The sequence below is a fragment of the Arthrobacter sp. NPDC080031 genome (genome assembly GCF_040702485.1).
Classification (GTDB): domain Bacteria; phylum Actinomycetota; class Actinomycetes; order Actinomycetales; family Micrococcaceae; genus Arthrobacter.
Genome location: NZ_JBFBLA010000023.1, coordinates 19,942 through 43,820, shown reverse-complemented (window position 1 = coordinate 43,820; position 23,879 = coordinate 19,942). Strand labels below are relative to the sequence as shown.

Here is a 23,879-nt window from a genome sequence, read left to right as displayed (position 1 = left end):
CATTCCATCTCCCGAGGTCAAAATGGCTATACAACAGTTGGATTCACCAGAGCGAGTCAATCGGAGCGCCGCTCCGGAAATCACCGTCTCCGGAATCGGAAAGCGGTACGGTGCCAGCACTGTCCTGCGCGATATCACGTTGTCGGTGGCTCCGGGGGAAATCCACGGCATCATGGGGGAAAACGGTGCTGGCAAGAGCACGCTGCTGAAGATCCTCGGCGGCGCCATTGCGGCAGATTCCGGCGTCGTCAAGCTTGACGGCCGGGAGGTGAAAATCACCGAGCCCCGGGACGCCATCGCACAAGGAATTTCCCTCATATCCCAAGAACTGGCACTCATTCCCGGCCTTTCAGTGCTGGAGAACGTCTTCCTGGGCCGATGGGCCAACACGGGAAGTCTGCTCCGTTCGCGGCGGGACGCCGATCACTTGGATCGACTTCTGGCCGAGACCGGCTTTGAGCTTGACCCCCGGGCGATGGCAGGGGACCTCCCCATCGGTCAGCAGCAGCAGGTCGAAATCCTGAAAGCCCTCGCCCGTGGCGCCAAGGTGCTGTGCATGGATGAGCCGACGGCGGTCCTGAACGAGGCGGAGAAAGCACAGCTGTTGAAGGTGATCAGGAACCTCGCGCGTTCAGGCACCACCGTCATCCTCGTATCGCACTATCTGGAGGAAGTCCTGGGTTTGGTGGATCGCGTGACCATCCTCCGTGACGGACAGCACATCACCACCGAAGACGCCTCGATGCACACGCCGGAGTCGCTCGTCGGCTTGATGGTCGGCAGGGAGGTCGATTTCCTCATCCCTGAGGTTCGGCCGGTGCCTGCGGAAGCAAAAACGGTGGTCCAGGTGGCGGGACTGAGCAGCTCAAAAGTGCAAGACGTCTCCTTCACGGTCCGCCAGGGCGAAATCCTGGGCATCGCGGGCCTGGTCGGCAGCGGCCGTAGCGAGACACTGCTTGCCATGTTCGGTGCTGATCGAATCACCGGTGGACATGTCCAGGTCAACGGCCGACGCCTGCGTGCCAACTCCATCCGGGAAGCCATCAAAGCCGGAATGGCCCTCGTCCCCGAGTCGCGGAAAGAACAGGGACTGGTCATGTCCCGACCGGTGGAGGAAAACATCGCCCTTTCCACCTTGTCGGGCCGATCATTGAGCGGTTTCGTCAGGGTAGCCCGGGAAAAGGCCGCCGTATCGGAGATCAGCCATTCCGTCGACCTGCGCGGCGCCCGCCGCGGCTCGCTGATCGCCGATTTGTCCGGAGGAAACCAGCAGAAGGCGCTCTTCGCCAAGTGGCTGCTCAATCCTCCGGCGGTGCTGCTGGTGGACGAACCCACGCGTGGTGTCGACATCGCGGCCAAGGCGCGCATCCACGGCATGATTGCCGACCTCGCAGCAAAGGGCACGGCTGTCGTCGTCGTCAGCTCCGAACTCGAGGAAGTCATCGGCCTGTCCCACCGTATCCATGTCATGAGGCAAGGCCGCATCGTTGCTGAATTCGACCGGAACGCCTCCCGCGATGAAGTTATGACTTCCGCATTTCTGAAATAGGTGAATCTAATGACCACAGTTACCGTTGCCGGGTCCCAGCCGGCCGAGAAGAAATTCAAGCTCAACGTCAGGGATTTCGGGATCGTCTTCGGACTGATCGCCATCATGCTGTTACTGGCCCTCAATACCGGAACGTTCCTGACGGGCCGAAACTTCATCAACCTGTTCGACCAGGCCGCCATCGTGGGACTGTTGGCCGCTGCCGCCACACTGTGTATCGTCAGCGGTGTCTTCGATCTCTCCTCCACCGCAAACCTGGCGGTCTCCGCCATCGCCGGAGTGATGATTACCCAGCACTTTGGGGTGATCGCGGGATTCTTCGGCGCATTGTTGGTGGGAGCCGCACTGGGAACCGTCACCGGCCTGATCGTGGTCAGTACGAAGGTGAATTCCTTCATAGGCACGCTGGCGGTAAGCATCATTTATCGCGGCCTGGCCATCGTGATCACCGGCGGAGCCATCGTCTCGCCGCTGCCCGAACAACTTGCCGCCTTCCAGACGTGGACCTGGCCGAGCCTCTTCGGCCTCACTGCCGGCTCTGTGCTCATGGTTGCCATGACGATCGTCCTGGGCATCGTCCTCTGGCGCACTACGTTTGGACGCAGGATTTACGCCGTGGGCGGCAATAAGGAAGCGGCACGCCTTAGCGGTATCCGCACCGGTTCCATCCACGTCGCCGTCTTTGCCATCAGCGGCCTGTGCTCCGCGATGGCCGGCATGATTCTTGCTTCACGCGCAGGCTCAGCACAGCCAGCCATGGCCATCGGCATCGAACTCACGGCCATTGCCGCCGTAGTCATTGGAGGCACCAGCATTCTCGGCGGACACGGCGCCATGTGGCGGGCCTTCGTCGGAGTCATGATCCTGACCGTCATCGGCAACGGCTTCAACCTGCTCCACTGGGACACCACCTACCAGCAGGTTGTCACCGGCGTCCTCATTCTGCTTGCAGTCGCCGCAGACGGATTGTTCTTCCGCAAGCGCACCGGGTAGGCCCTCATGGGGGGACGCTATATACATGGAACATGGTCGTGACCTGTTGAGGGAGCTGCCGCAGGCTGAACAGGAGGCCGAACAATGCGCATAGGGCTGCGGTTGCAGGGAACAAGCTGCAGGGCCTTGGTGCTGGACGGGCACAGCGTGGTGGCTGCCGCGGCTGCGTCGCGATGCAGCACGATTGCGGAGGCAGTCGACACCACCTTCGAAAAGCTTCGTCACGAGCTTGGTGCGGAAGCTACGGAAGTCACGGACATTACCGCCGACGCCGGACCTGTCCTCGCAGCACGGAAACTAGCCTCGGTCATCGCGATCCGGATCTCGCCCCGCCCACCTGCGGACGCGTTCCACGTGACTGGGCTGCCGGCACTCGTCGAACCCGTGGTGGCCCGGACCGTACACGTCGGCGGAGGCCACGACCTGAGGGGACGCCCCCTCGCTCCGCTCGGGTTGGAGGCTTTCCTGGCCGAACTTCCGGACATCCTCTCCCGAGAAGTACGGAACATTGCAATCACTTCCGTGGGGTCGACAGCGTCGAAGGATCACGAAACGCGCATTGCCGATGCCATCTTGTCCAGTGACAGCGAAATGCGCATCAGCATCTCCAGCGACTTCTATTCCAGCGTCTTCCGCGACCGTGACTACACAGCCATCCTGAACAGCGCCCTCATGGAAACAGGGGAGGGCCTGGCGGCGATGCTCGAAGCGTCGGGACGGCGGCATTTTCCCTCCGCCACGATGTGGTTCGCCAAGAACGACGGCGGCCGTGCGCCGCTTGCGCGGCTGGCTGTGATTCCGATTCACGGGTTGCGCCCCGAACCCGCCATGCAGATCCTCGGCGCGGCTACCTTGGCCGGCGCCCCGGACGGGGAGGTCGTCATCTGCGCGGACTCCGGGGTCACTGTGGGCCAAATCCGCGGGGGCCTCCCTGCTACGCGAAGCGTCATCCGCCAAGGGTACGAGGCGAGCCTCGCCAGCAACGCCGCCGTCGTCGAACCGTACACGGCCGACCATCCGGTCCGCCCTGAGGTCCCCTCGGTGATTGCCGACCTCCGAAGCGGGCAGGACACCCCGCTCCCGTTCGGGCTGGTTCCCACGCTGGCAGCTGCGCACGACGCCGCGCAGGTGGGGTCCGCCGTCGCGCCCCTGACCGCCTGGATCGACAGGTTGGAGACGGTAAGCGGGCGGGCGGACCTCCAGTTGGTGCAGCGTCGCGCGGAAGAAGATGCCGAGTCGGCAGCCGTTCAATTGGGGGCGAGTCCGGGGCTCACGCGGATCATTGAATCGAACGTGTACGCCATGCCCTACGGCAACCCCGGCATCGTGCGGATCAGGGTCCAAGCTGCTGGCGAAGTCTCCGGGGACACCATTGAAGATGGCGCCGAAATTCAAGTGCGGGCACCTTTCGGGGCGGAAGAGGGTGCCACCCGATGAGCGCCCTGCTGACGGCGCGGGATGTCCGGCACCTGCGGACGGGCGCCCACTTCCTGGCCTGCACCATCGACCCGACAGCCATCTACGTTTACGCGGAGATGATCGAAAAGGCCATGGAAAACCGTGCTTTGGAACTCATCTCGATTGACGAGCTGGCCCCCGATGACCTCGTGGTTGCGGTGGGAATGGTCACTCAGGGTCTCTTGATCGCGGATATGCCTCCAGTCGGCGATGAGTTCACGGGGTGCATCCGTGCCATCGAGGCCACGCTCGGCCGACAGGTACGGGCGATCTATTCCTTAGCCGCCGCCAACATCAACGGAATTGTTCCCCTCATGGTCGGGCTGCAGTCCTCGCTGCCGGTGATTGATTCCGACCCCATGGGCCGTGTTTTTCCCTTGATCAGCCAAACAACGCTGAACATCGGCCACGTCCCCATCAGTCCGATCGCCCTCATGGGAGTTACCGGCGAACGGGCTGTGGTGGAGGCTGAGAACCCGCGGCGGGCCGAAACCCTGGTGCGGGCCCTCGTCACGGAGATGGGTGGGTGGGCCGCTACAGCCATGTATCCGTGCTCAGCGGGCCAAATGCGCGAGCACGGAGTCCACGGCTCCATCAGTCGGATGATCCGAATCGGGGAGATTCTCGACGCTGGAACCTCGGTCGAACGCAAGTTCCAGCAGCTCGCTGAATTTCTGGGGGCCACCCGGATTGCCCGGGCCCGGGTGAGCCACGTCGAAGGACTGTCGCGCCCTTCGGACCTGGGCCTTCCGGCGCTGCCGTCGAGCGTTACGCTCTTGGACGAACGATCCGGGCAGATCATCCGCTTGGAGATCCAGAATGAAATCCTGTTGGTCCTCGTCGACGGCGCCATCGCTGCGGCCGTCCCGGACATCGTCTCGCTGCTTAACTCCGAGCACGGCACGGTCGTCAATATCGACGATGTGCGGGTGGGCGATGTCATTGACGTCTTGAAGATCAGGGCTGCGGCGCAGTGGTACTCGGAGGCTGGCCTTGATCTTGCTGAACCAAAGGCCTTTGGTATTCCGATCGAGCACCCAAGGCGGCAACATGCGTAGATCGAAAAGCGAGAGCCATCTGGATGTCGCCGGACTCCTGGCGCACGGCTCCCTCCGCGGCACCACTCCGCTGTATCTCACCCCGTCCAGCGCGGCAATCGAAGGCGTCGTCCTTGTCTCCCGGCTTGATGCCATCCAGCGGGTGCGGCCCAACACGGTCATCGTCCTGTCAGCGGAGATGGGCTCCGGCGGCTGGCTGGTATCCGCAGCCCTGCGGCACGCCTGGGAGCGCAAGGCCAGCGCCGTCGTCGTCGCTGGAAGTACCTACTCCAGCGCGGTGATCGGCCTCGCCGAGCGGCTGGGTATCACCTTGCTGGCCGCCGAGGGCGAGACGTCGGGCATCGCCCTCGCACTGGCCGCTGAAATCGGCGCTGCCCTGTCTGTGGTGGACGCTGAGCTGGCGCGGTTTGCCCGAGCGGTCGCGAAGGACACTACCTTGGGATCTGTCTTGAAGACCATCTCCAGGGAGCTGGACGGTATTGAAATCTTGCTGGAGTACGACGCCGTGAGCCTGGCGTCCGCGGGAACGCCAACCCGGGAGGCAGTCGAAATCATCACCGTGGATGTTCGCGGGTCGAATACCTCCATCCCGTCCAGGCTCACCGCGCGAGTGCCAAGATCCGGAGTCCACAACCTGCAGCTCGTCCGGTCGATCCTCGAGGTGGCCACGCCGTCGGTAAACGCTGCGTGGTTGCTGGGCGATGTCCTCGACACCGCGCGTGCAGTACCCACGGCGGCACTGGTCGGCTTGAACCACGACCCCGATTCCTCCTGGACCACGTTCGTGGAACGTCACCGGCACTTGCTCTTCCAGCTGGGCTGGCGCGGGGAGGAGCAATATGTGGCCGTGTGGATCCGCAGGGCGTCGTTGGAACCCCATCGTCCGGAGCTTACTGCGGTGCTGCGGCTGCTCTGGCGGAAAGTCACAGTCCGCAGCCCCTTGGCCGAAGTCCAGGGTGGCTGGCTCGCCCTTGTTCCCGCCGGATACCAAGAGGCGGCGGATCAGCTCGAAGCGCGGATCCGGGTCCGTCTCGGGAAGTCTTTGGCGGAACTGGGCCTGGGGGCGGGACTCTCCCGCTGGCGCGAGGAACCCGCGGCACTGCCGAATATCGTCCGTGAATCCCGTTTGGCCGCTGAATCCGCTCTCTCGACCGGACCCGGCACGGTGGCGGGCTTTGGCAATCTTGACGTCGCGGCGGCCGCGACGTTCGTCGATGAGGACTCGGTCCTGCTCGTGGCCGAACTGACGCTGCCGCTGCTCATGGCCAGCCCGGACAGGGACCTCGTCATTGCGGCTGCGGGGGCCTTCCTCGACCACCACGGCTCCGTCAGCCTCGCAGCAAGCTCCCTTGACCTGCACCGGAACACCCTGCAGAGCAGGCTCAACCGTGCCCGCGAACTGGGCGTCCCCCTCGACATCCCAGCCAAGCTTCTGTCCGTCCATCTCATTCTCAGCACACTTCGCCGCTCAATCCACAGTAAAACGAGTTCCGCCAATCCCGGCACAAACCAGAAAGGACTCCCATGAGTTCCCAGTTCGACAACTTTGACGATGTCTATGCCGCCGCGCAGGAAAGGCCCGGCGTCATCCTGTTCACCGCTTCCGTCATCGCCGACGCAGGCACCAGCATGGCGCGCATCTATACGAGCCACCCAGGGGTCTACCCCGTCGGCGGAAGGAAGACCCTGGACGGGGACACCAACCCGGTGTGGCTCGAGCAGGTCCTCAAGGGCCAGCAACCGTTCCTTGGGGTGGACAAGGACGCAGTCCGGGCGTTCTTCTTCGACTCCGCAACCATTGAGTCGCTGGGTTGCGGTGCCATCGTCAACGTTCCAGTGGTAAGCAACGGAGAGACCATCGGATCCATGAACTTCCTTGCCCCCGAGGGTAGCTATGGTCAGTCATCGGTGGATGCTGCCGTGGAGATCGCCCAGCGCTCCGTGCCGCTGTTCGAACAAGCGCTCACCACCACCAACTAATCCTTCGCGGGCGGCCGCCAAGGAGCGGCGCCCGCGAAAACAGCTGAAAGGGCCTTCCACAAGTGACCAACACGACGCCGGGAACACTGACCGTCCGTAACGCCCTCATCTTCGATGGTGAGACCCGGAACCTGCTCGAAGGTTCCATCACCGTCCGCGAAGGCCGGATCACGGAAGTGGGGCGGGACGTGGAAGAGGCCGGAACAATCGTTGACGCCGGCGGCGGTACCGTGATTCCCGGGCTCATCGATGCGCATTTCCATGCCTATGCGCTCAGCTTGACTGCCGCCAAGAACGAAACAGGGCCCTTGAGCTACTCTGCGCTCGCAGGGGCCCGGCGACTCGAGGCGGCCTTGAACAGGGGCTTCACGAGCGTCCGTGACGTGGCCGGGGGAGACATAGGCCTTGCCAATGCCATCGACGAAGGCTTGTACGCAGGTCCGAGGTACTTCTTTACCGGACCTGCCCTGAGCCAGACAGGTGGCCACGGTGACATCCGGGCCGCGGACGACGGCGGTTGCTTCCATGGCGGCCACATGTGCGAAGTGGTGGACGGTGCGGATGAGCTGCTGCGGGCCGTGCGCAACCGCTTCCGCACCGGAGCCACGGCCATCAAGCTCATGACGTCCGGCGGAGTCATTTCCCCCGTGGACCCCATCAGGGTTCCGCAATACAGCTCGGCCGAAATCCGCACGGTAACGGAAGAGGCGTCCCGCCGGGGCAGCTATGCGACTGCCCACGCTTACTCGCCCGAGGCCATCCGTCATTCGGTGCTCAACGGGGTGCGCTGTATTGAGCACGGCAATCTGTTGGACGCTGAAACTGCCCGCTTGATGGCTGACCACGAGGTCTACCTGGTACCAACGTTGGCGACCTACGACGCGATGGCCCGGCGTGGCGAAGAAGTCGGTCTCACGGAGGTAGGGGCGGCCAAGAACCTGGAAGTGCTGAATGCCGGCCGGAACGCCGTCGAGCTGGCCCGCCACGCGGGAGTCCGGATTGGATTTGGTACGGACCTCATGGGGGAGTTGGAGGATGAGCAATTGGCCGGGCTCCGCCTGCAATGCGAAGCATTGGGTGTCTACGATGCGCTTCGCTCGGCAACATCGACCAACGCAGCCCTGTTGCGTCGCGATGACCTGGGCCGTATAGCCGAAGGAGCCTTGGGAGACTTGGTCATCCTGGACGGAAATCCCGTCGACGACCCGTCGGTGCTCTGGGACGAAAGCCGCACGCGTACAGTCATCAAGGCGGGACAGATCATCACAAGGCAGTAGCCAGCCGCGCACCGGGCTCCGAGGCCCGTGCGGTCCAACAGGCCACCGTCCCACCCGCCCACTAAGCTGTGGCCCATGGAAACAGTCGTCTGGTCCAAACCGGAAAAGGAGCGAGCAGGGACGCCGCTCCTCGTGATGATGCATGGGTACGGGACGGACGAACAGCGGATGGTGGATCTCTTTCCCCAGCTCCCCGAAGAATTCACCTGCGCCGCGCTCCGTGGGCCCATGCCGATCGGCGACCACTACGGCTGGTTCCTGCTGGACTACTTCCTGGCCAATGACTTTGCGGACGTCATCACCGCCACCAACAAGGTGTTCGCCTGGATTGACTCAGTCAAACGCAACCACAGCAGCGTGAGCCTCCTGGGCTATTCCCAAGGCATGGCCATGGCCAGTACGCTCCTGCGGCTTCGTCCGGAAGGCTTCCAAGCGACCGTGGGCCTCTCCGGATTTGTGCTGGAAAACGACCTCCTGGCGCTCAGCGAATCCTTCGGCTCGCCACCGCCTTTCTTCTGGGGCAGGGACAAAGCCGATCCCGTGATCTTCAATGATGCCATTGAGCACACGGCGGATTGGCTCGAAAAAAACGCCGCACTCACCGCGCGAACCTACCCCGGGATGGGGCACCGGATCGAGGCCCGGGAAATGGCGGATGTCAGCGCGTTTCTGAGGTTTTACGTCCTCCGTTGAGGTGAGGTCTGCGTCACATTCGGCGATGCTGGAAAACAACTCTTGATTGCCAAAATTGTAAGCGCTTACACTCTTCTTCGGCGGTGCAAGGATGTGGCGCTAAATCCAGAAGATGAAAGGGTTGAGGCCGTGTTGAATGGTTAAGGCTCACCGCGTGACAATCCAGGACGTTGCCGTCCTCTCGGGCTTGTCCATCTGCACCGTTTCACGCGCTCTGCGGAACCTGCCGAACGTGTCCGAAAAAGCGCAAGCCAAAGTCGCCGACGCCGTCGCCAAGCTCGGCTATAAGGCATCCTCCGCGGCAGCCCGCCTGGCCGGCGGAAATACCGGTTCCATCGCCATCATTGCTCCCACCGCCACCGCCTGGTTCTTCGCCCAGGCCGTCGAAGCGGCCGAGGAAGTGTTCGGAGACAGCGGTTTCGACACCGTCCTGGTGAGCCTGCGCGGCAAGTCGAGCGTCAAGCGGAAGATTTTCGGCGATCTCCTTGGGCTATCCCAACGCGTGGATGGCGTGCTGCTCCTCAACGTCGATTTGAGCGAATCCGAGGTTGCCCTCCTGGCGGCGTCCGGCCTTGCAGTTGCGAGCGTGGGGATGACTTCCGTACCGTGGGACAACGTAGGGATCGACGACGAACTTGCGGCTTGGCAGGCCACCTCACATCTGTTGGGGCTGGGCCATTGGGATCTGGCGGTGCTTTCCGGCCGTGAAACCCGGGAGAATTCCGTGCGGACGTCCAGCGACAGGCTCAAGGGATTCAGCCGGGCATTGAAAGACCATCACCTGACCGTTCATCCGGACTTGGTCATCAACTCGGACTCCACCATCGACGGCGGACGCAAGGCCATGAATGAACTCATTGCCCATCGAAGCCTTCCCACGGCGGTCTTTGCGGACTGTGACGAGGCGGCCTTTGGAGCCCTGATGGCCATGCGCGAGCATGGGCTGTCTGCGCCGAAGAATGTCTCCGTCATTGGAATCGACGACCACCCCATGAGCTGGTTCCTTGGACTGAGCACAGTGGCGCAGCCAGTGGCGGACCAGGGTGCCTTCGCCGCCAATCTGCTGGTGGACCGCCTCCAGAACGCCGACGCCCCCAACGAACCCTCCAACCATTTCCTTGACACGAAACTCATTGAACGCAAAACCACGCGCCGCCAGCGCTGAACGGACCACTCCACACCATGACTGATACCCGAGCAACCCAGAAGACCGCCTGGACGGGCGCTACTGCCCTCCTTTTCGACCTCGACGGCGTGCTGACGCCGACCGCCGTCGTGCATGAGCAGGCCTGGCAGGAACTCTTCGACGGCTACCTGGCCGAAACAGGGCATCCGGAGGGTTACCAGGAGAGCGACTACTTCGACCACATCGACGGCAAGCCACGCTTTGATGGAGTACGGGATTTCCTCACCTCCCGTGGAATCACCTTGCCGGAAGGACCCACAGACGACGATCCCGCCAACACGAGCGTGCAGGGCCTGGGCAACCGCAAGAACCGGATCTTCAACGAGATCGTGGATTCGCGCGGCGTCGAGCCTTACGCGGGCTCTGTCCGGTTCATCCACGCAGCCTTGGAGCTGGGACTCAAGCTCGCCGTCGTGTCCTCCTCCCGCAACGCGCCCGCCGTCCTGAAGGCGGCCGGACTGGATGGCTACTTCCCGGTGGTGGTCGACGGCCAGGTGGCGGCCGCCGTCGGGCTCCCCGGCAAGCCGGATCCCGCGACGTTCCGTTACGCGGCCGAGCTGCTGGACGTTCCGCCGGCAGGCTGCGTCGTCGTCGAGGACGCTGTGTCCGGCGTGCAGGCCGGGAGCGCCGGGAACTTCCGCGCGGTGATCGGGGTGGACCGGGGGGCCGGCCACCAGACCCTGCTCGACGCCGGCGCGACGTTTGTGGTCGACGACCTCGACGATCTTCTCTAAACAAGCCGTTTCACCAGAAACAGAAGGAACCCAACAGTCCCATGGCACTTATCAGCTCCGACCGGCTGCGATTCCCGTGCGAACCGTGGAAGCTCGTGGAGAGCATCCACGTTCCCGGTGACGCCGGTACGCTCGAAACCCTCTTCAGCCTCGGCAACGGCCACCTGGGCATCCGCGGCGCCCATTGGGCGGGAGCGGACGCCGAGCTCCCCGGAACGTTCATCAACGGTTTCCACGAAACGTGGGACATCAAGCACGCCGAGAACGCGTATGGCTTCGCCCGCATAGGACAAAGGATCGTGTACGTCCCGGATGCCAACAACTTCAACGTTGTCATCGACGGCGAACAGCTGAGCCTCGCCGAGTCGACGGTGCAGAATTACCGCCGAAGCATCGACTTCGCCACGGGCGTGTACGAGTGCGCCATCACGTGGGAGTGCCGTTCCGGCGCCATCGTCACCACGCTGGAGCGCCGCGCCGTCGGGATCGATTCCAGGGGTTCCCTGGGCATCGAGCTGAGCCTCATCGCAGATCGCCAGGTTTCCGCTGACATCACGTCCTTGGTGATCAACCGGCAGGACCAGCCTGTGGAGGACCACTCGGCCCACGACCCCCGCCGTTCCGGCCGCCACGCGGGCCGCGTTTTGCTCCCGCTCCACCTCCAGGGCTCCGACGGATCCCTGCGCATGGCCTGGGAGACCGCCGAATCCCGGCAGCGCATCGGCATGGCCGTGGACCATTGGATTTCCGCGGAAGTCCAGCCTTTCGAAACCGTGGTGGGGGAGGACGAGTCCACGGTCCGCTACGTCATGGCCGTGAATGAGGGCGAGACCTTCCGTTTGGAGAAGACCGTCAGCTACGTCGTGAAACGTGCCGACGCAAGCGCAGCGGAGCCCGGCGAGATCCTGGCTTCGGACGCCGAGTTGGGACTCGTGCCGTTCGACGCGCTCCTGGCCGAAGGCGCGGCCCACTACCGTGATTACTGGTCCGCAGCGGACATCACCATCGGTGGCCAGCCCGAACAGCAGCAGGCCGTGCGCTGGAGCCTGTTCCAACTTGCCCAGGCCACCGCGCGTGCCGGAGTCGCAGGCATCCCGGCCAAGGGCGTGTCCGGCTCAGGCTACGAGGGCCACTACTTCTGGGACCAGGAGGTGTACCTGCTGCCGTACCTGACGTACACCAACCCGGCCGCCGCCCGCCAAGTGCTGGAATCCCGCCACGCCATGCTTCCCGACGCCCGGATCCGGGCCAAGGAACTGAGCGTGGAAGGTGCGCTGTTCCCGTGGCGCACCATCAACGGACACGAGGCCAGCGCCTACTACGCCGCGGGCACCGCGCAGTTCCACATCGCCGCCGCCATAGCCTTCGCCACCAACCGGTACCAATGGGCCAGCGGAGACGCCGGCTTCCGCGCCGAAGTGGGCGCCGATCTGTTGATCGAAACGGCCCGCATGTGGGCCTCGCTGGGCTTCTTCGGCAAGGACGGCTTGTTCCACATCCACGGCGTCACCGGCCCGGATGAATACACGGCCGTGGTCAACGACAACCTCTACACCAACGTCATGGCCCGCTTTAATTTGCGGGCCGCCGCGGCACTGGAACACCCGGACGTCCCGGAGACCGAGCGGATGGTATGGCAACAGGCCGCCGCGCGCATGTCCCTTCCCTACGATCCGGACATGCAGATCTACAGCCAGGACAACGACTTCATGACCCTGGAGCCGTGGGACTGGTCCACGCCGCGGTCCAAGTACCCGCTGTTGCTCAACTTCCACCCGCTGGTGATCTACCGGCACCAGGTCCTCAAGCAAGCGGACACGGTCCTGGCGATGTTCCTGCAGTGGCAGGACTTCACGGCCGAGGAAAAGCAGCGCGCGTTCGACTTCTACGATCCCATCACCACCGGCGACTCCACCTTGTCCGCTTGCGTGCAGGGCATCATGGCGGCCGAAGTGGGCTACTCCGACGTCGCGCTCAAGCACTTCACCGAGGCCTTGTTCATCGACCTGGACAACACGCACAACAACACCGTTGACGGCGTCCACATCGCGTCCACCGGCGGCATCTGGAGTTCCTTGGTGTGCGGTTTCGCGGGTATGCGGGACCAAGGCCAGGTCCCGCACTTCGATCCGCGGTTGCCGGCCGAGTGGGACAGCTTGTCCTTCCGGCTCAAGATCCGCCGGCGGCTGTTGTCCGTGGAGCTGCGCCCCGGGTCCATCAGCCTTGCGCTGGTTCCGGATGCAGGTTCAGCGGCCGACGCCGGTACGGCACCTTTGGAGGTCAGCGTGCGCGGGGAGCGGGTCGTCGTCGGCGTCGAGACCGTCACGGTGCCGCTTGACGACGTGCCGGTCCCCGCACCGTCGGTCTTCCCGAGCCTCTTCCCGACGGCGGGACTTCCCGTGATCGGGAGCGCGCGGGTCTGATCCCAACGGCTCCCTACGCGGGACGAGGATGGGCATCTTCGTCCCGCGTAACGGGACCGCGCAGGAAGTCCTCGATCGCGTCCGCCGCTGCGGGCGCCCCGCCGGCACCGCGGACCCGTGCACTCATCGCCTCGAGGTTGCCGCGGATCGCCTCGTCGCCGCTGACAGCAATGACGGTTTCCCGGATCAGCTCGGGAGAGAGCCCTTCCTGTGGGAGGCGGCGTCCGAGTCCCAGATCCTCTACCCGGCGGGCATTTGCGCCCTGTTCGGGCTGCAGCGGGAAGGCTACCAACGGCACCCCGAAATAAAGCGCCTCCATGGTCGAGTTCATCCCGGTGTGGGAAACGAACGCATCGGCACGGGGTAGGACTTCCAGTTGCGGAAAGAAGGGGCGCACCTCAAAGTTTTCCGGGATCTCTCCCAGCTCGGACTCCTGGACGCGCTCGCCGATTGCCATGGCGACTTGCCAGTGCGTGCCTGCAAATCCGTCCAGGCACATCCTGAAGAAGTCCGGCCGGTCATTCAACGGCGTCGTGCCCAGCGAGACGAACAACAGAGGCCTGTCCTTCGTCCGCGGCTGCCAGGCCTCCTCTTCGTTGCCCCGCGCGCCAAGGCATGGCCCCACGAAATGGAACCTTGCATCGAAAGTCTCTCCCAAGGGCTGGAATTCCCTCGGGATGAAGGAGATGTTCAACGACGCCGGGGGACCTCCCATGAATTGCAGATGGCCTACGCCATGCTCGGCCGCGAATTCATTGATCCTCTGATTCGCCTGTTTCCATGCCTCGACCATCCTTGGCGGCGGCGGGCCCGGCATGAGATCCCGCATCGAGAAATGTTCATTGGTGGCATAGCTCGGAAGCAACGCAATATCGGGCAAGGCCAGCTTCGCTGCAGCCATCTTCCCCGAGAGCGTCATGGCGTCGTAGCACAGCCCATCCGGCGGATCCTCGCCTAGCCGGGCCAGCAGGGCCGGGAATTCTTCCGTTGCACCCTTGAGGATCCGCTCAAGAAGTCCCGCCATCATTCCGGACGGCATTCCGGCGAACATCCCCGCCATCGGTGCCGGTGCCGGACCGCCTCCTGCCGGGCTGCCATCAGTGGAACGCCCGCGCGGAGGGAGGAAGGCCGCCAGGTCCTCTCCACTGGGAAAGAATGCGGCGCCGGCGGATTCGACCGCCTTCGCGTACTTCGCGGACGTCGCATAGGTGACCCGGTGTCCTCTGCGAACCAGCTCGGCAACCACTGGCAACGTCGGGTTCACATGGCCCGCTGCGGGCAGACAAATGAAGGCTATGTGCACGCAGCCAGTCCTAACTGATCACGGGACACCGGATGTTTCATTTGGAAAGGTCGGTGCCATGGACGCTGCGCCGGCGCGATTTCAGCCCGGTCTCCAGCTTGGTCCGTACCTCGCGCTTCACGCGGGCCGCAAGCTCGGTCTCATGCATTTCCAGGAACGTTCGGACGGCGCGCGGATCCCACGGCACCAAGGACCGCAATGCCCAGCTGACTGCCTTGACGACGGTGTCGTCCCGATCGTTGATCAAGAGGCCGACGACGCCGAGCGTCCGTTGCGTATCCCCTGTTCCCCAGCGTGACCTCGTGTTGAGCACGGTGGTGGAGACAAGCGCTATGCGCCGCCACCAGTGGTCCGGGCTCCGCGCCCAGCGGTCGACATTGGCGTCCGAGATGAGCCCCTCGCGCCACGCGGGTCCCACCAGTACGGTCGCGAAAGCATCGGCCTGGCCCCAAGTAGAGATGCCTTCTCCCAGGTGTTCAAGCCGGGCCGGCGTGAGTTCAGCGAAAGCCGCCCGATGGGCATTGATGAACTCCCATCCCTCCCAATCAAAGCCGGCTTGCACAAGCCCTTCGGCCAGACTGAGTACGACGGCGGCGTCCATCGTGGCGATTTCCGCGGAAACCCTGCGGCGGACGGTGCGGAAGCTCGCGGCGTCGTGCTTCTCCAAAGCGCGCAGTTCCTCGAGGACGCGCGCCAACAATTGCCCCGGTTGGGTATCCCCCGGGGAGACGAGTACCCCGTGCGAAGACACTTTCAAGCCCCCGATTTCGCAGGCTGAAGGCTACTATGCGGGAGCGTCGTCGGTATCCGGCCCTTCGGCAGGTTCCTGGCTGTGAAGGCCGGTATCGTGGGGCACCCAGCCCTCGGTTTCCCCTTCGGCAGGGGCGTCGCTGTGATGGCGGACCTCGTTGGGATCTGCTGTCTTGCTCATTCCGGATACTCCCTGTCCTTCGTTGGACTGTTCCCGCGAACGCCTTAAAGTCTACGCCGGGACAGGGGCGTGTGGCCTAGGCTAGGCAAGGAACTACCGAACGAATTCAACGGCTGAATGCAGAGGTGAAGAATGGCAAAGCGACCCAACCAAGCAGTAAAGATTGCGCAGGAAACGGCCCACAACGCCATGTTCGACGCCAGTGGCAATGCAAAACCCGGTGTCCACAACGTGCTGCTCCGGGCCGTCGAGGTCCAACGTCCCCTTGTCCTGGCCAACCTGCGCCGCCTGCAACGCAAACACCCGCAGGCCACCGCGGCGCAGCTGGCCGCCAAACTGGAGCGCGACTACCTTGCCGCAGTCACTGGCGGGGGTGCCGCCGTCGGGGCAACCGCCGTCGTGCCCGGTATCGGCACCGCAGCCTCGCTGGGACTGTCCGCGGTTGCCACCATCGGCTTTCTGGAAGGGACCGCGCTGTACGCCGCTTCCCTGGCCGAGCTCCACGGCATCCGCCTGACCGATCCGGACCGGGCACGAACCATGGTCATGGCCATCATGCTCGGCGAGGAAGGCACCGCCCTGTTGGGTGCGCTGAGCGGACAATCGCTCGGCAAGGGCAAAGGTGTCACGCAGGCCTGGGGCAAGACCCTCACCAAAAAGGTGCCCGGCGGAGGATTCGGAGTCGTTCGCGACGCCATCCAGCGCGCCTTCCTCAAGCGACTCGTCCAGCGCCAAGGCGCAGCTTTCCTCGGCCGTGCGCTGCCTTTCGGCGTGGGAGCCGTGGTGGGCGGAGTCGGAAACCGCGTCATGGGCCGTGCCGTAGCGGCCTCGGCGAGGGAAGCATTCGGTCCTATGCCGGACATCATCCCGGGCGAGCTGCTTCCAGCCGCCCGGCAGAACGCGCTGGAAGGCGGAAATAGTGGATCTCAACGCTGATTCGGGGGAGTCGTTCGGCTCCTGGACCATGGGGAACGACGCTTCAATGTTCCGGATTGTCAGCAGCGCCAACGTGGCGTGCGGCTTCCACGCCGGAGATCCGGTGACCATGCTGGACAGCTGCCGTGCCGCCTTCGAGCTCGACGTCAGGGTCGGCGCCCACGTGGGCTACCGCGACCTGCACGGCTTCGGCCGCCGATCGATGGACATGTCCTTCGATGAGCTCTTCGGCGACGTCCTTTACCAGCTCGGTGCCCTGGACGGCATGGCCCACGCAGTGGGCGCCTCCGTGGACTACGTCAAACCCCACGGTGCCCTGTACAACAGGATCGTCAACGACGTCGAGCAGGCCGAAGCGGTGGTGGCCGCGATTCACGCCTACGATCCCGGACTACCTGTCCTTGGCCTGCCGGGCTCCGCACTGTTGCGCCTGGCCGAGGAATCCGGGCACCCGGTGTTCCGGGAGGCTTTCGTGGACCGCGGCTACATGCCGGACGGATCGTTGGTGCCGCGCTCGCAGGATGGCGCAGTGGTCCACGACCCCGCCGCGGTAGTTGAGCGGGCCGTGCGCTTTGCCGTACGGGGCGAGGTGTTGGCTGTGGACGGCACGGTGGTGCCGGTGAATCCCGATTCATTGTGCATCCACGGTGACACCCCTGGCGCGGTCGAACTGGCTGCGGCGGTGCGCGCTGGCCTTGAGGAAGCTGGTGTGGAGATTGAATCCTTCGCTTGAGGTTCTGCCCTGCGGCGACAGCGCCTTCTTGGTGGAACTGCCGGAGCTTGCCGCTGTCGTCGCGTACTACCGCGGGCTGACCGGGCCCGGCGCGTCAGCCGGCGTTTCAGCGCCGCAGGGGATTATCGACGTCGTGCCGGCCGCCCGCACCGTGCTCGTCACCTTCGACCCCGAGACGATCCGCCCCTCGGAAGTCCGCGACTGGCTGGAGTCCGCAAAACCGGCAGAGGGGATCTCCGGCTCGGGCAGCGAAGTGACCATCGAGGTCTCCTACAGCGGCCCCGACCTTGCGGAGACGGCACAGTTGCTCGGCATGAGCGAGGCCGAAGTGGTCAAGCTTCACACCGGCTCGGCGTGGACAGCCGCCTTTTCCGGCTTTGCGCCCGGCTTCGTCTACCTGGTCACTACGCATGAGCGGCTCCGCGTTCCGCGTCGGAACACTCCACGCACGGCCGTGCCGTCTGGCTCTGTTGGCCTTGCAGGCGAGTTCAGCGGCGTCTACCCGCGATCCTCTCCAGGTGGTTGGCAACTGATCGGAACCACGACGGCGGCCCTATGGGATCCGTCCAAGGCCGAGCCCGCGCTGATCCGGCCGGGTGACCTGGTCCGGTTCGTGGAGGCCTGATGGGGATCGTTGTAGTGAACCCTGGCCCCCTCACTCTTGTGGAAGACCTTGGCCGGCAGGGTTGGGCTTCCTTGGGGCTGAGCCCTTCCGGTGCCCTCGACCGGCAATCACTTCGCCTCGCCAATCTGCTGGTGGGGAATCCTGTGCAGGCGGCCGGATTGGAGATATTGCTGGGCGGGCTTCGCCTGCGGTTCGTCACGGCGTCGACAGTCGCGGTGGCAGGCGCCGAGGGAATCGTGACACTCAACGGTGCCGAGATTCCGCTCAACCAAGCCGTGCGGGTGGCTCCGGGTGCGGTACTGGACTTCGGTGCTCCGCTGTTCGGGCTGCGATACTACCTCGCAGTGCAGGGCGGCATCGATTCCCCCAAGCTCCTTGGTTCAAGCAGCACGGACATGCTCTCTGGTGAAGGTCCCGCACCGTTGACATCAGGTGCGCAGTTGGGAACCGGACACGTTTCCGCAGGCAACGGCCTGGTTTCTGGAGCGGGTTCCGGGACCGTTAACAACGCCCATCCCCTCCCTCCCATCCGCCGCGCTCCTGATCCTGGGCGCGCCATCACAGCCCGCGTGGACCGCGGCCCCCGTGCGGACTGGTTCGACGACGACTCCTGGCGCCGCCTTGTCAGCCAGGAATGGACGCTGTCGCCCGACTCCAACAGGATCGGTGCCCGGCTGGTGGGCCGCCCGCTGACCCAGACCCGGCTCGAGGAACTGCCCAGCGAAGGCATGGTGCTCGGCGCACTTCAAGTGCCGCCGTCGGGCCTTCCCACGGTATTCCTGGCTGATCATCCCGTGACGGGTGGCTACCCCGTGATTGCCGTGGTGCGTCGCACGGACCTGGACTTGTTAGGCCAAGCCCGCCCCGGCCAGAGGATCCGGTTCCTGGACTGAGGGTCCGCCTCCACCGGACATCCGCCTTGCTGCCTGCCGGGTGCCCACGTTGGACATGCGCCGCCTTCGCCGCGAGGAGTGGACATGTCGGGATTATGTCCACTGGCCAGGGGCAGGGGTGGGCATGTCCCTTCCTGACTGCCCCTGACTGCCGGAAGCCCACGCTGGACATGCGCCTTCCTGGGTACGTGGAGTGGACATATTGGCATTATGTCCGTTGCTTGCTGCAAGCGGTGGGCATGTCCCTTGCTTGGTGCCGGCCGAACCCCGTCAGCCGAACACCAGATGCGCCACGGCGAAGATTGCCAGCCCGGCCAGTGACCCCACCACCGTGCCGTTGATGCGGATGTACTGCAGGTCCTTGCCGACCTGGAGTTCGATCTTTTGCGAGGTTTCCTCGGCATCCCAGCGCGCCACGGTGTCCGTGATGACCCCCGCGATGTCCGAGCGGTACGTTTTGACGAGGTACCCGGCAGCGTCACCGATCCAGGCATTGACCTTGCCGGCCAGCTCGTCATCGCTGACAAGCCGCGAACCGAAATCCCGGACGGCGCTCTTGAAACGCTGCGTCAATTCGCTGTCCGGATCGTCGACGGCGGTGAGCAGCGCGTTCTTGATGGTGCCCCACGTGCGGGAGGCAAGTTCCCGGACCTCGGGATCGCCAAGGACTTGGGTCTTGATTGCCTCGGCCCGGGCAATCATTGCAGGATCGTGCTGAAGATCCTGGGCAAGATCGCCGAGGTATGTATCGATCGACTGGCGCACTTGATGATCGGGATCCTGCTGCACCGCCTTGATGAACTTGGCGATTTCGTTGTAGACCCGGTCGCCCACGATGTCATCCACGAAGGACGGAACCCAAAGCGGCGAACGGTCGGACACGAGCCGGTTCACCGTGGAATGGTTCGCTTCCACCCAATCCGCCGCCCGGTCGACCAGCAGATCGACGAGCTTGTGGTGGTGGCCCTCGGCAAAGATCCGTTCGGCCATCCGGCCCACGGGCGGTCCCCAGGGCGGCGTGAGCAGGTGCTTGCGGACCATGCCCTCGATCACTGCCTGGACGTCGTCGTCGTTCAGCACGGTGAACGCTCCGCGGATCAGTGCTGAACCTTCCTTGGCGATACGCTCCGGGCCGCCCGGGGAAGCGAGCCACTTGCCAGCTTTCCGTGCGATGTCCACGCTCGCGAGCTTCTCCTGCACCACCTGCTCGGACAGGAAGTTGGTCTCAACGAATTCCCCGAGTGAGGCGCCGATCTGGTCCTTGCGCCGCGGAATGATGGCCGTGTGCGGGATTTTCAGGCCCATGGGGTATTTGAACAACGCAGTGACGGCAAACCAGTCGGCCAACGCTCCCACCATGCCGCCCTCGGCAGCGGCCCGCACATATTCCAGCCATGGATACTGCCTCTGCAAGGCGAAAGCGCCGGTGAAAACCACCGCCATCACAATCAGGAGCGCGAGCGCCACCGATTTCATCCGACGCAGGGCAGCGGCCTTTTCGGCGTCACCGTCTCGTTGCCCGACGCCGGCCGCAACCGTGGAGCTGTTCCCGGCACCTGTGTGCCGGGCCGCCTCCATGGTCGGGTCGCTATTGCTGTCCGTCACCGGGATTTGTTCAGAGTTCACCTGCATGTGCCCAGCGTAGCCCCGTCGCTGTCATGGGCGTGGGCTACCGTATCCCCATGACGAATGACGAGCCCGGTCGCCCGGACCAAAGCACGGAGCAAAACACGCGGCCCATGGTCTACGCCCACCGCGGAGCGAGTGCCGCATTTGCGGAGCACACGCGCGCAGCATACTTGAAGGCGATCGCCGACGGCGCCGATGGCGTCGAGTGCGACGTCCACCTGACCCGGGACCAGCACGTTGTCCTGCTTCACGACGCAAATTTGGACCGTACCTCGGACGGCACCGGCCCCGTGGCTGAGAAGACGCTCGAGGAACTGCGGCAGCTGGATTTCTCCTCCTGGAAGGGCGCCCGGATTCCGGACCAGTACGGCGCAAAGTCGGACCAGCTGCTGACGCTCCCGCAGTTGCTGGACATCCTGCGCGATGCCGGCAGGACAATCGGCCTGTCCATTGAGCTCAAGCACCCGAGCCCGTACCAGCTCAAGCTTGAAGACCGCGTGCTCGAGCTTCTGCGCAGCCAAGGCTGGAACGCAGAGACGTCCATGCTGGACAACATCCAGGTTTCCTTCATGAGTTTCAGCCCGGATTCGGTCAAGCACCTGCTCCGGTTCGTTCCCGCGGAGCACATCTGCCAGCTGGTGGACGACGTCACGGTGGAGGAAATCCGCGATGAACTGGGCCTGGGCGTCATCACCGGGGGAGCGGTGGCCAACGTGATGAAGGCAGCCCAGCAGGAAGGCGAGCGGATCCTGGACGACTGCGAGGTGGGACTGGCCGGCCCGGGCATCGACTACGTCCGCAAGCACGCCCGCACCGTCCAGCGATGGCTTGAATCTGGCCGCCGCTTCCGGGTGTGGACCGTCGACTCGGAGAACGATGTGGCCCTCTGCCAAGGCCTTGGCATCCACGAAATCACCACGAACAAGCCGGCGCAGGTCCTGGCCCAACTTTAGGGCAGCCCAACTGACTCGCAGTTGTTGTCGTTCTGGGCCCTCAGAACGACAACCACTGCCAGTCAGATGACCGTGTTGCTCAGGGTTCCGATGCCGCCCAGCGTGATGTCCACCCGGTCGCCGGGCTGGACAGCCACGAAGGTGTTCGGGGCTCCCGTCATGATGATGTCTCCCGGCTCCAGGGTCAGCCACTCGGTGACGTAGACAAGGCAATCCGTGATGGAGGACGGCAGGTTGAAGGAACCGGACCGGGCCTTGACCTCGCCGTTGACCACAACCTCGGTGCTGACGTTGTCCGGGTCCTCGATCCCGGTTTCGATCCACGGTCCGAGCGGCGTGTAGTTGGTGCCGGACTTGCCTTGGAAGAGCTTTTCGTCGACCTGGTTTTGGTCCACATTGGTGACGTCGTTGACCACTGTGTAGCCCAGGACGTGGCTCAAGGCGTTCGCAGCTGTGAGCTTCTCTGCCCGCTTCCCGATGACGGCGGCCAACTCGCCTTCCACGTTCACCGTACCCGCGTTGCGCACAGCCACGATGTCGTCACCGGGGCCGGCGATGCTGTGGACCGACTTGTGCCAGGCCTGGATGGGCAGCGCGTGGTTGTTGTTCCCCAGGTTGTGCCCGATTCCGAGCACCACCGAAGGCCGCACCGGGGCGAGGAACACGGCGTCGTCCGCGGAACTGGATTCTCCGGTAAAAGAAAGGACCTCGGCAAAGGGATCCTCGATGTGGTCCCAGCTTTGGTCGCGCAAGACTGCGTGCTTCGGGCCGGAAGGGGTCTGTAGTCGGGCGATGCGCATGGAACTCCTCGTTGAATTACTTGGCGGTGGACGGTGCGGGGCACGGCCTCAAGAAAAAAGATACATCATACTGAACTTAGTCCAGCATTCTGAACGACCCGGAAACTGTGTTGCTTTGCCCGTCAGCACCCGGTTACCGCGCCGGGCAGGGCTGTGGTTGCATGAAGACATGCCTTTTTCATGGTCCGCCCGGACAACCCAGACAATCTCCGCGGCGGCCATGAGTGCACTGTTACTCGTGAGCGCCAGAAAGCATTTCCAGCAGCCGAAGTTCTTCGCTCCCGTCGTCCCGGACTATCTCTGCCGCGAGGACTATGCGGGCGAAGACACCGAACTCGACGTGGGCCAAGTCAGAGCCAAGGCGACCGCACCGCGGAACGGCGCCTTGGCGGTCATGTCCCGGGAGGAATGGATTGCGGTGAGCGGACTGCTTGAGGCGGCGGCCGCCGTCGGGCTCCTCATCCCTCCCACGCGAAAGGCCGCAGCCTGTGGCGTCACGCTGATGTTCACGGCATTCCTCGCCGGCCACGTCGACGCGCTACGCCGCGCATACTCTGCTGCCGGGACCCCGTCCGCGCGGCGGATTCACACGCTACGCCTGCCCTTGCAGGTCCCCTTGATCCTGTGGGCTTGGAGTTTGGCCGGAGCGAAACGGGCCGCATGAAACTCCTCGAATCCCCGGCGGTGAAGGTGGGCCTCTCCATCAGCATCGCAACAGGCCTCTACGGCATCTCCTTCGGGGCGTTGGCCTCGGCGTCCGGGTTCAGTTTCTGGCAGACCATGGCGTTCAGCCTCCTCATGTTCAGCGGAGGCTCCCAGTTCGCCTTCATTGGCGTCGTGGCAGGCGGCGGTTCAGGCATTGCCGCCATGACTGCCGCCGCGCTGCTGGGCTTGCGCAACGGCATCTACGGGATGCAGATGAACGCACTGTTGCGCCCCGGCGGTTGGCTCAAATACCCGCAAGCCCACATCACCATCGACGAATCCACGGCCACCGCCTCTGGCCAGGGCGACCCGGATGAACAGCGCCGTGGCTTCTGGACCGCCGGCGTGGGGATCTTCGTGCTGTGGAACATCTTCACGGCGTTCGGTGCCCTGGCCGGCGACGCCTTGGGCGATCCCAAGCAGTGGGGGCTCGACGGCGCCGCCGTGGCAGCGTTCCTGGGCCTGCTTTGGCCGCGGCTCAAGGGCCGTGAGCCGTGGGCGATTGCCGCGGCGGCCGCCTTGGCAACCATCATCGCGGTCCCGTTCGTTCCGGCGGGCGTGCCCATCCTCGTGGCCGCCGTCGTGGCCGGGGCCATCGGCTGGTTCAGCCACGGACTCAGTGACGAAGGCATGGAGCCCGACGTCGATCCCTACCCGCACGGTCATTCAAGCGCGGACCCTGCCAGCCGCGAAAGGACCGCCGAATGAACCTCTGGCTCTGGATCCTTATCGCCTGCGGACTGGCGTACCTCACAAAGCTTTCCGGCTATTTCGTGCCGGCGAAACTGCTGCGGAGTCCACGGATGATGCGCGTGGCCGGCACCATGACCATCGGCCTGCTGGCGTCCCTGACCGTCGTCAACGCTGTGGCATCCGGACAGTCCCTGGCCTTCGATGCCCGGCTCGGTGCACTGGCGGCGGGGGCCGTCGCGCTGTGGCTTCGGGCCCCGTTCCTTGTGGTGGTCATCGTCGGATCGGCGGCTGCCGCCTGCCTGCGGCTGCTCGGCTGGCGCTGAACCG

Annotated in this window: 24 protein-coding genes; 19 read left to right on the top strand and 5 right to left on the bottom strand. The window is 64.4% G+C overall.

Going from position 1 to position 23,879, the window contains the following annotated elements; all coding sequences use genetic code 11:
* Positions 1 to 22 precede the first annotated feature (22 nt).
* From AB0323_RS18120 to AB0323_RS18070, 11 genes are all read left to right on the top strand, one after another.
* A complete protein-coding gene (locus tag AB0323_RS18120; RefSeq protein ID WP_366178565.1) occupies positions 23 to 1,549 on the top strand; it encodes a sugar ABC transporter ATP-binding protein in 1,527 nt (508 codons plus the stop codon).
* Between the two features lie 9 nt (positions 1,550 to 1,558).
* Positions 1,559 to 2,542, top strand: coding sequence for an ABC transporter permease (locus AB0323_RS18115; protein ID WP_366178564.1), 984 nt, complete (start codon positions 1,559 to 1,561; stop codon positions 2,540 to 2,542).
* Positions 2,543 to 2,626: 84 nt separating this feature from the next.
* Entirely contained in the window at positions 2,627 to 3,979 is a 1,353-nt protein-coding gene (locus tag AB0323_RS18110) for a hydantoinase/oxoprolinase N-terminal domain-containing protein (protein ID WP_366178563.1), read from the top strand.
* Positions 3,976 to 5,058, top strand: a complete 1,083-nt coding sequence (locus AB0323_RS18105) for a DUF917 domain-containing protein (protein ID WP_366178562.1) — start codon at positions 3,976 to 3,978, stop codon at positions 5,056 to 5,058. Before AB0323_RS18110 ends, AB0323_RS18105 begins: the two co-directional genes overlap by 4 nt.
* On the top strand, positions 5,051 to 6,586 hold the full coding sequence (locus AB0323_RS18100; protein ID WP_366178561.1) for a helix-turn-helix domain-containing protein: 1,536 nt from the start codon (positions 5,051 to 5,053) through the stop codon (positions 6,584 to 6,586). The genes AB0323_RS18105 and AB0323_RS18100 overlap by 8 nt, the downstream gene beginning before the upstream one ends.
* Positions 6,583 to 7,038, top strand: a complete 456-nt coding sequence (locus AB0323_RS18095) for a GAF domain-containing protein (RefSeq protein ID WP_366178560.1) — start codon at positions 6,583 to 6,585, stop codon at positions 7,036 to 7,038. The genes AB0323_RS18100 and AB0323_RS18095 overlap by 4 nt, the downstream gene beginning before the upstream one ends.
* 62 nt (positions 7,039 to 7,100) lie before the next feature.
* Complete coding sequence (locus tag AB0323_RS18090) at positions 7,101 to 8,315, top strand: amidohydrolase family protein (RefSeq protein ID WP_366178559.1); 1,215 nt, start codon at positions 7,101 to 7,103, stop codon at positions 8,313 to 8,315.
* Between the two features lie 75 nt (positions 8,316 to 8,390).
* A complete protein-coding gene (locus tag AB0323_RS18085) occupies positions 8,391 to 9,008 on the top strand; it encodes a phospholipase (RefSeq protein ID WP_366178558.1) in 618 nt (205 codons plus the stop codon).
* A 154-nt stretch (positions 9,009 to 9,162) separates the two neighbouring features.
* Positions 9,163 to 10,173, top strand: a complete 1,011-nt coding sequence (locus tag AB0323_RS18080; protein WP_366178557.1) for a LacI family DNA-binding transcriptional regulator — start codon at positions 9,163 to 9,165, stop codon at positions 10,171 to 10,173.
* A gap of 17 nt (positions 10,174 to 10,190) precedes the next feature.
* A complete protein-coding gene (locus tag AB0323_RS18075; RefSeq protein WP_364542223.1) occupies positions 10,191 to 10,928 on the top strand; it encodes an HAD-IA family hydrolase in 738 nt (245 codons plus the stop codon).
* A gap of 41 nt (positions 10,929 to 10,969) precedes the next feature.
* Positions 10,970 to 13,351, top strand: a complete 2,382-nt coding sequence (locus AB0323_RS18070) for a glycosyl hydrolase family 65 protein (RefSeq protein WP_366178556.1) — start codon at positions 10,970 to 10,972, stop codon at positions 13,349 to 13,351.
* A 13-nt stretch (positions 13,352 to 13,364) separates the two neighbouring features.
* Here AB0323_RS18070 and AB0323_RS18065 read toward each other — a convergent pair whose 3' ends face one another.
* From AB0323_RS18065 to AB0323_RS18055, 3 genes are read right to left on the bottom strand one after another with little or no spacing between them, the layout of a single operon-like run.
* Positions 13,365 to 14,654 (bottom strand): macrolide family glycosyltransferase, encoded by a 1,290-nt coding sequence (locus AB0323_RS18065; protein WP_366178555.1) that lies wholly within the window; start codon positions 14,652 to 14,654, stop codon positions 13,365 to 13,367.
* 37 nt (positions 14,655 to 14,691) lie between these two features.
* On the bottom strand, positions 14,692 to 15,405 hold the full coding sequence (locus AB0323_RS18060) for a DNA alkylation repair protein (protein ID WP_366178554.1): 714 nt from the start codon (positions 15,403 to 15,405) through the stop codon (positions 14,692 to 14,694).
* Positions 15,406 to 15,438: 33 nt separating this feature from the next.
* On the bottom strand, positions 15,439 to 15,585 hold the full coding sequence (locus AB0323_RS18055; protein WP_364542230.1) for a hypothetical protein: 147 nt from the start codon (positions 15,583 to 15,585) through the stop codon (positions 15,439 to 15,441).
* Positions 15,586 to 15,717: 132 nt separating this feature from the next.
* On the opposite strand from AB0323_RS18055, the gene AB0323_RS18050 reads away from it, so the two are divergent.
* The 4 genes from AB0323_RS18050 to AB0323_RS18035 are packed head-to-tail and all read left to right on the top strand — an operon-like array spanning position 15,718 to position 18,772.
* Positions 15,718 to 16,521: a hypothetical protein gene (locus AB0323_RS18050; protein ID WP_366178553.1), complete on the top strand. Its 804-nt coding sequence runs from the start codon at positions 15,718 to 15,720 to the stop codon at positions 16,519 to 16,521.
* On the top strand, positions 16,505 to 17,254 hold the full coding sequence (locus tag AB0323_RS18045) for a 5-oxoprolinase subunit PxpA (protein WP_364542235.1): 750 nt from the start codon (positions 16,505 to 16,507) through the stop codon (positions 17,252 to 17,254). The genes AB0323_RS18050 and AB0323_RS18045 overlap by 17 nt, the downstream gene beginning before the upstream one ends.
* Positions 17,229 to 17,879 (top strand): 5-oxoprolinase subunit PxpB, encoded by a 651-nt coding sequence (gene pxpB / locus AB0323_RS18040; RefSeq protein ID WP_366178552.1) that lies wholly within the window; start codon positions 17,229 to 17,231, stop codon positions 17,877 to 17,879. The genes AB0323_RS18045 and pxpB overlap by 26 nt, the downstream gene beginning before the upstream one ends.
* Positions 17,879 to 18,772, top strand: a complete 894-nt coding sequence (locus tag AB0323_RS18035; protein ID WP_366178551.1) for a biotin-dependent carboxyltransferase family protein — start codon at positions 17,879 to 17,881, stop codon at positions 18,770 to 18,772. The genes pxpB and AB0323_RS18035 overlap by 1 nt, the downstream gene beginning before the upstream one ends.
* 270 nt (positions 18,773 to 19,042) lie before the next feature.
* Here the strand turns inward: AB0323_RS18035 and AB0323_RS18030 are convergent, their stop codons facing one another.
* Positions 19,043 to 20,404 carry a DUF445 family protein gene (locus AB0323_RS18030; protein WP_366178550.1) on the bottom strand — a complete coding sequence of 454 codons (1,362 nt, stop codon included), beginning with the start codon at positions 20,402 to 20,404 and terminating at the stop codon, positions 19,043 to 19,045.
* A 50-nt stretch (positions 20,405 to 20,454) separates the two neighbouring features.
* Here AB0323_RS18030 and AB0323_RS18025 point away from each other — a divergent pair, with 50 nt between their 5' ends.
* The gene (locus tag AB0323_RS18025; RefSeq protein WP_366178549.1) at positions 20,455 to 21,354 is read left to right on the top strand and encodes a glycerophosphodiester phosphodiesterase family protein; all 900 of its coding nucleotides are present in this window, start codon (positions 20,455 to 20,457) and stop codon (positions 21,352 to 21,354) included.
* A 62-nt stretch (positions 21,355 to 21,416) separates the two neighbouring features.
* Here the strand turns inward: AB0323_RS18025 and AB0323_RS18020 are convergent, their stop codons facing one another.
* On the bottom strand, positions 21,417 to 22,154 hold the full coding sequence (locus tag AB0323_RS18020) for a fumarylacetoacetate hydrolase family protein (protein ID WP_366178548.1): 738 nt from the start codon (positions 22,152 to 22,154) through the stop codon (positions 21,417 to 21,419).
* A 169-nt stretch (positions 22,155 to 22,323) separates the two neighbouring features.
* On the opposite strand from AB0323_RS18020, the gene AB0323_RS18015 reads away from it, so the two are divergent.
* From AB0323_RS18015 to AB0323_RS18005, 3 genes are read left to right on the top strand one after another with little or no spacing between them, the layout of a single operon-like run.
* Entirely contained in the window at positions 22,324 to 22,818 is a 495-nt protein-coding gene (locus tag AB0323_RS18015) for a hypothetical protein (RefSeq protein WP_366178547.1), read from the top strand.
* Complete coding sequence (locus tag AB0323_RS18010) at positions 22,815 to 23,567, top strand: AzlC family ABC transporter permease (protein ID WP_366178546.1); 753 nt, start codon at positions 22,815 to 22,817, stop codon at positions 23,565 to 23,567. The genes AB0323_RS18015 and AB0323_RS18010 overlap by 4 nt, the downstream gene beginning before the upstream one ends.
* A complete protein-coding gene (locus AB0323_RS18005; RefSeq protein WP_366178545.1) occupies positions 23,564 to 23,875 on the top strand; it encodes an AzlD domain-containing protein in 312 nt (103 codons plus the stop codon). The genes AB0323_RS18010 and AB0323_RS18005 overlap by 4 nt, the downstream gene beginning before the upstream one ends.
* Positions 23,876 to 23,879: the final 4 nt, after the last annotated feature.

Coding starts and splice junctions, on each gene's coding strand:
- AB0323_RS18075 (WP_364542223.1), top strand. CDS start 10,191: ATGACTGATACCCGAGCAACCCAGAAGACCGCCTGGACGGGCGCTACT.
- AB0323_RS18050 (WP_366178553.1), top strand. CDS start 15,718: ATGGCAAAGCGACCCAACCAAGCAGTAAAGATTGCGCAGGAAACGGCC.
- AB0323_RS18025 (WP_366178549.1), top strand. CDS start 20,455: ATGACGAATGACGAGCCCGGTCGCCCGGACCAAAGCACGGAGCAAAAC.
- AB0323_RS18095 (WP_366178560.1), top strand. CDS start 6,583: ATGAGTTCCCAGTTCGACAACTTTGACGATGTCTATGCCGCCGCGCAG.
- AB0323_RS18115 (WP_366178564.1), top strand. CDS start 1,559: ATGACCACAGTTACCGTTGCCGGGTCCCAGCCGGCCGAGAAGAAATTC.
- AB0323_RS18005 (WP_366178545.1), top strand. CDS start 23,564: ATGAACCTCTGGCTCTGGATCCTTATCGCCTGCGGACTGGCGTACCTC.
- AB0323_RS18020 (WP_366178548.1), bottom strand. CDS start 22,154: ATGCGCATCGCCCGACTACAGACCCCTTCCGGCCCGAAGCACGCAGTC.
- AB0323_RS18055 (WP_364542230.1), bottom strand. CDS start 15,585: ATGAGCAAGACAGCAGATCCCAACGAGGTCCGCCATCACAGCGACGCC.
- AB0323_RS18030 (WP_366178550.1), bottom strand. CDS start 20,404: ATGCAGGTGAACTCTGAACAAATCCCGGTGACGGACAGCAATAGCGAC.
- AB0323_RS18035 (WP_366178551.1), top strand. CDS start 17,879: ATGGGGATCGTTGTAGTGAACCCTGGCCCCCTCACTCTTGTGGAAGAC.
- AB0323_RS18085 (WP_366178558.1), top strand. CDS start 8,391: ATGGAAACAGTCGTCTGGTCCAAACCGGAAAAGGAGCGAGCAGGGACG.
- AB0323_RS18015 (WP_366178547.1), top strand. CDS start 22,324: ATGCCTTTTTCATGGTCCGCCCGGACAACCCAGACAATCTCCGCGGCG.
- AB0323_RS18105 (WP_366178562.1), top strand. CDS start 3,976: ATGAGCGCCCTGCTGACGGCGCGGGATGTCCGGCACCTGCGGACGGGC.
- AB0323_RS18070 (WP_366178556.1), top strand. CDS start 10,970: ATGGCACTTATCAGCTCCGACCGGCTGCGATTCCCGTGCGAACCGTGG.
- AB0323_RS18010 (WP_366178546.1), top strand. CDS start 22,815: ATGAAACTCCTCGAATCCCCGGCGGTGAAGGTGGGCCTCTCCATCAGC.
- AB0323_RS18120 (WP_366178565.1), top strand. CDS start 23: ATGGCTATACAACAGTTGGATTCACCAGAGCGAGTCAATCGGAGCGCC.
- AB0323_RS18110 (WP_366178563.1), top strand. CDS start 2,627: ATGCGCATAGGGCTGCGGTTGCAGGGAACAAGCTGCAGGGCCTTGGTG.
- AB0323_RS18100 (WP_366178561.1), top strand. CDS start 5,051: ATGCGTAGATCGAAAAGCGAGAGCCATCTGGATGTCGCCGGACTCCTG.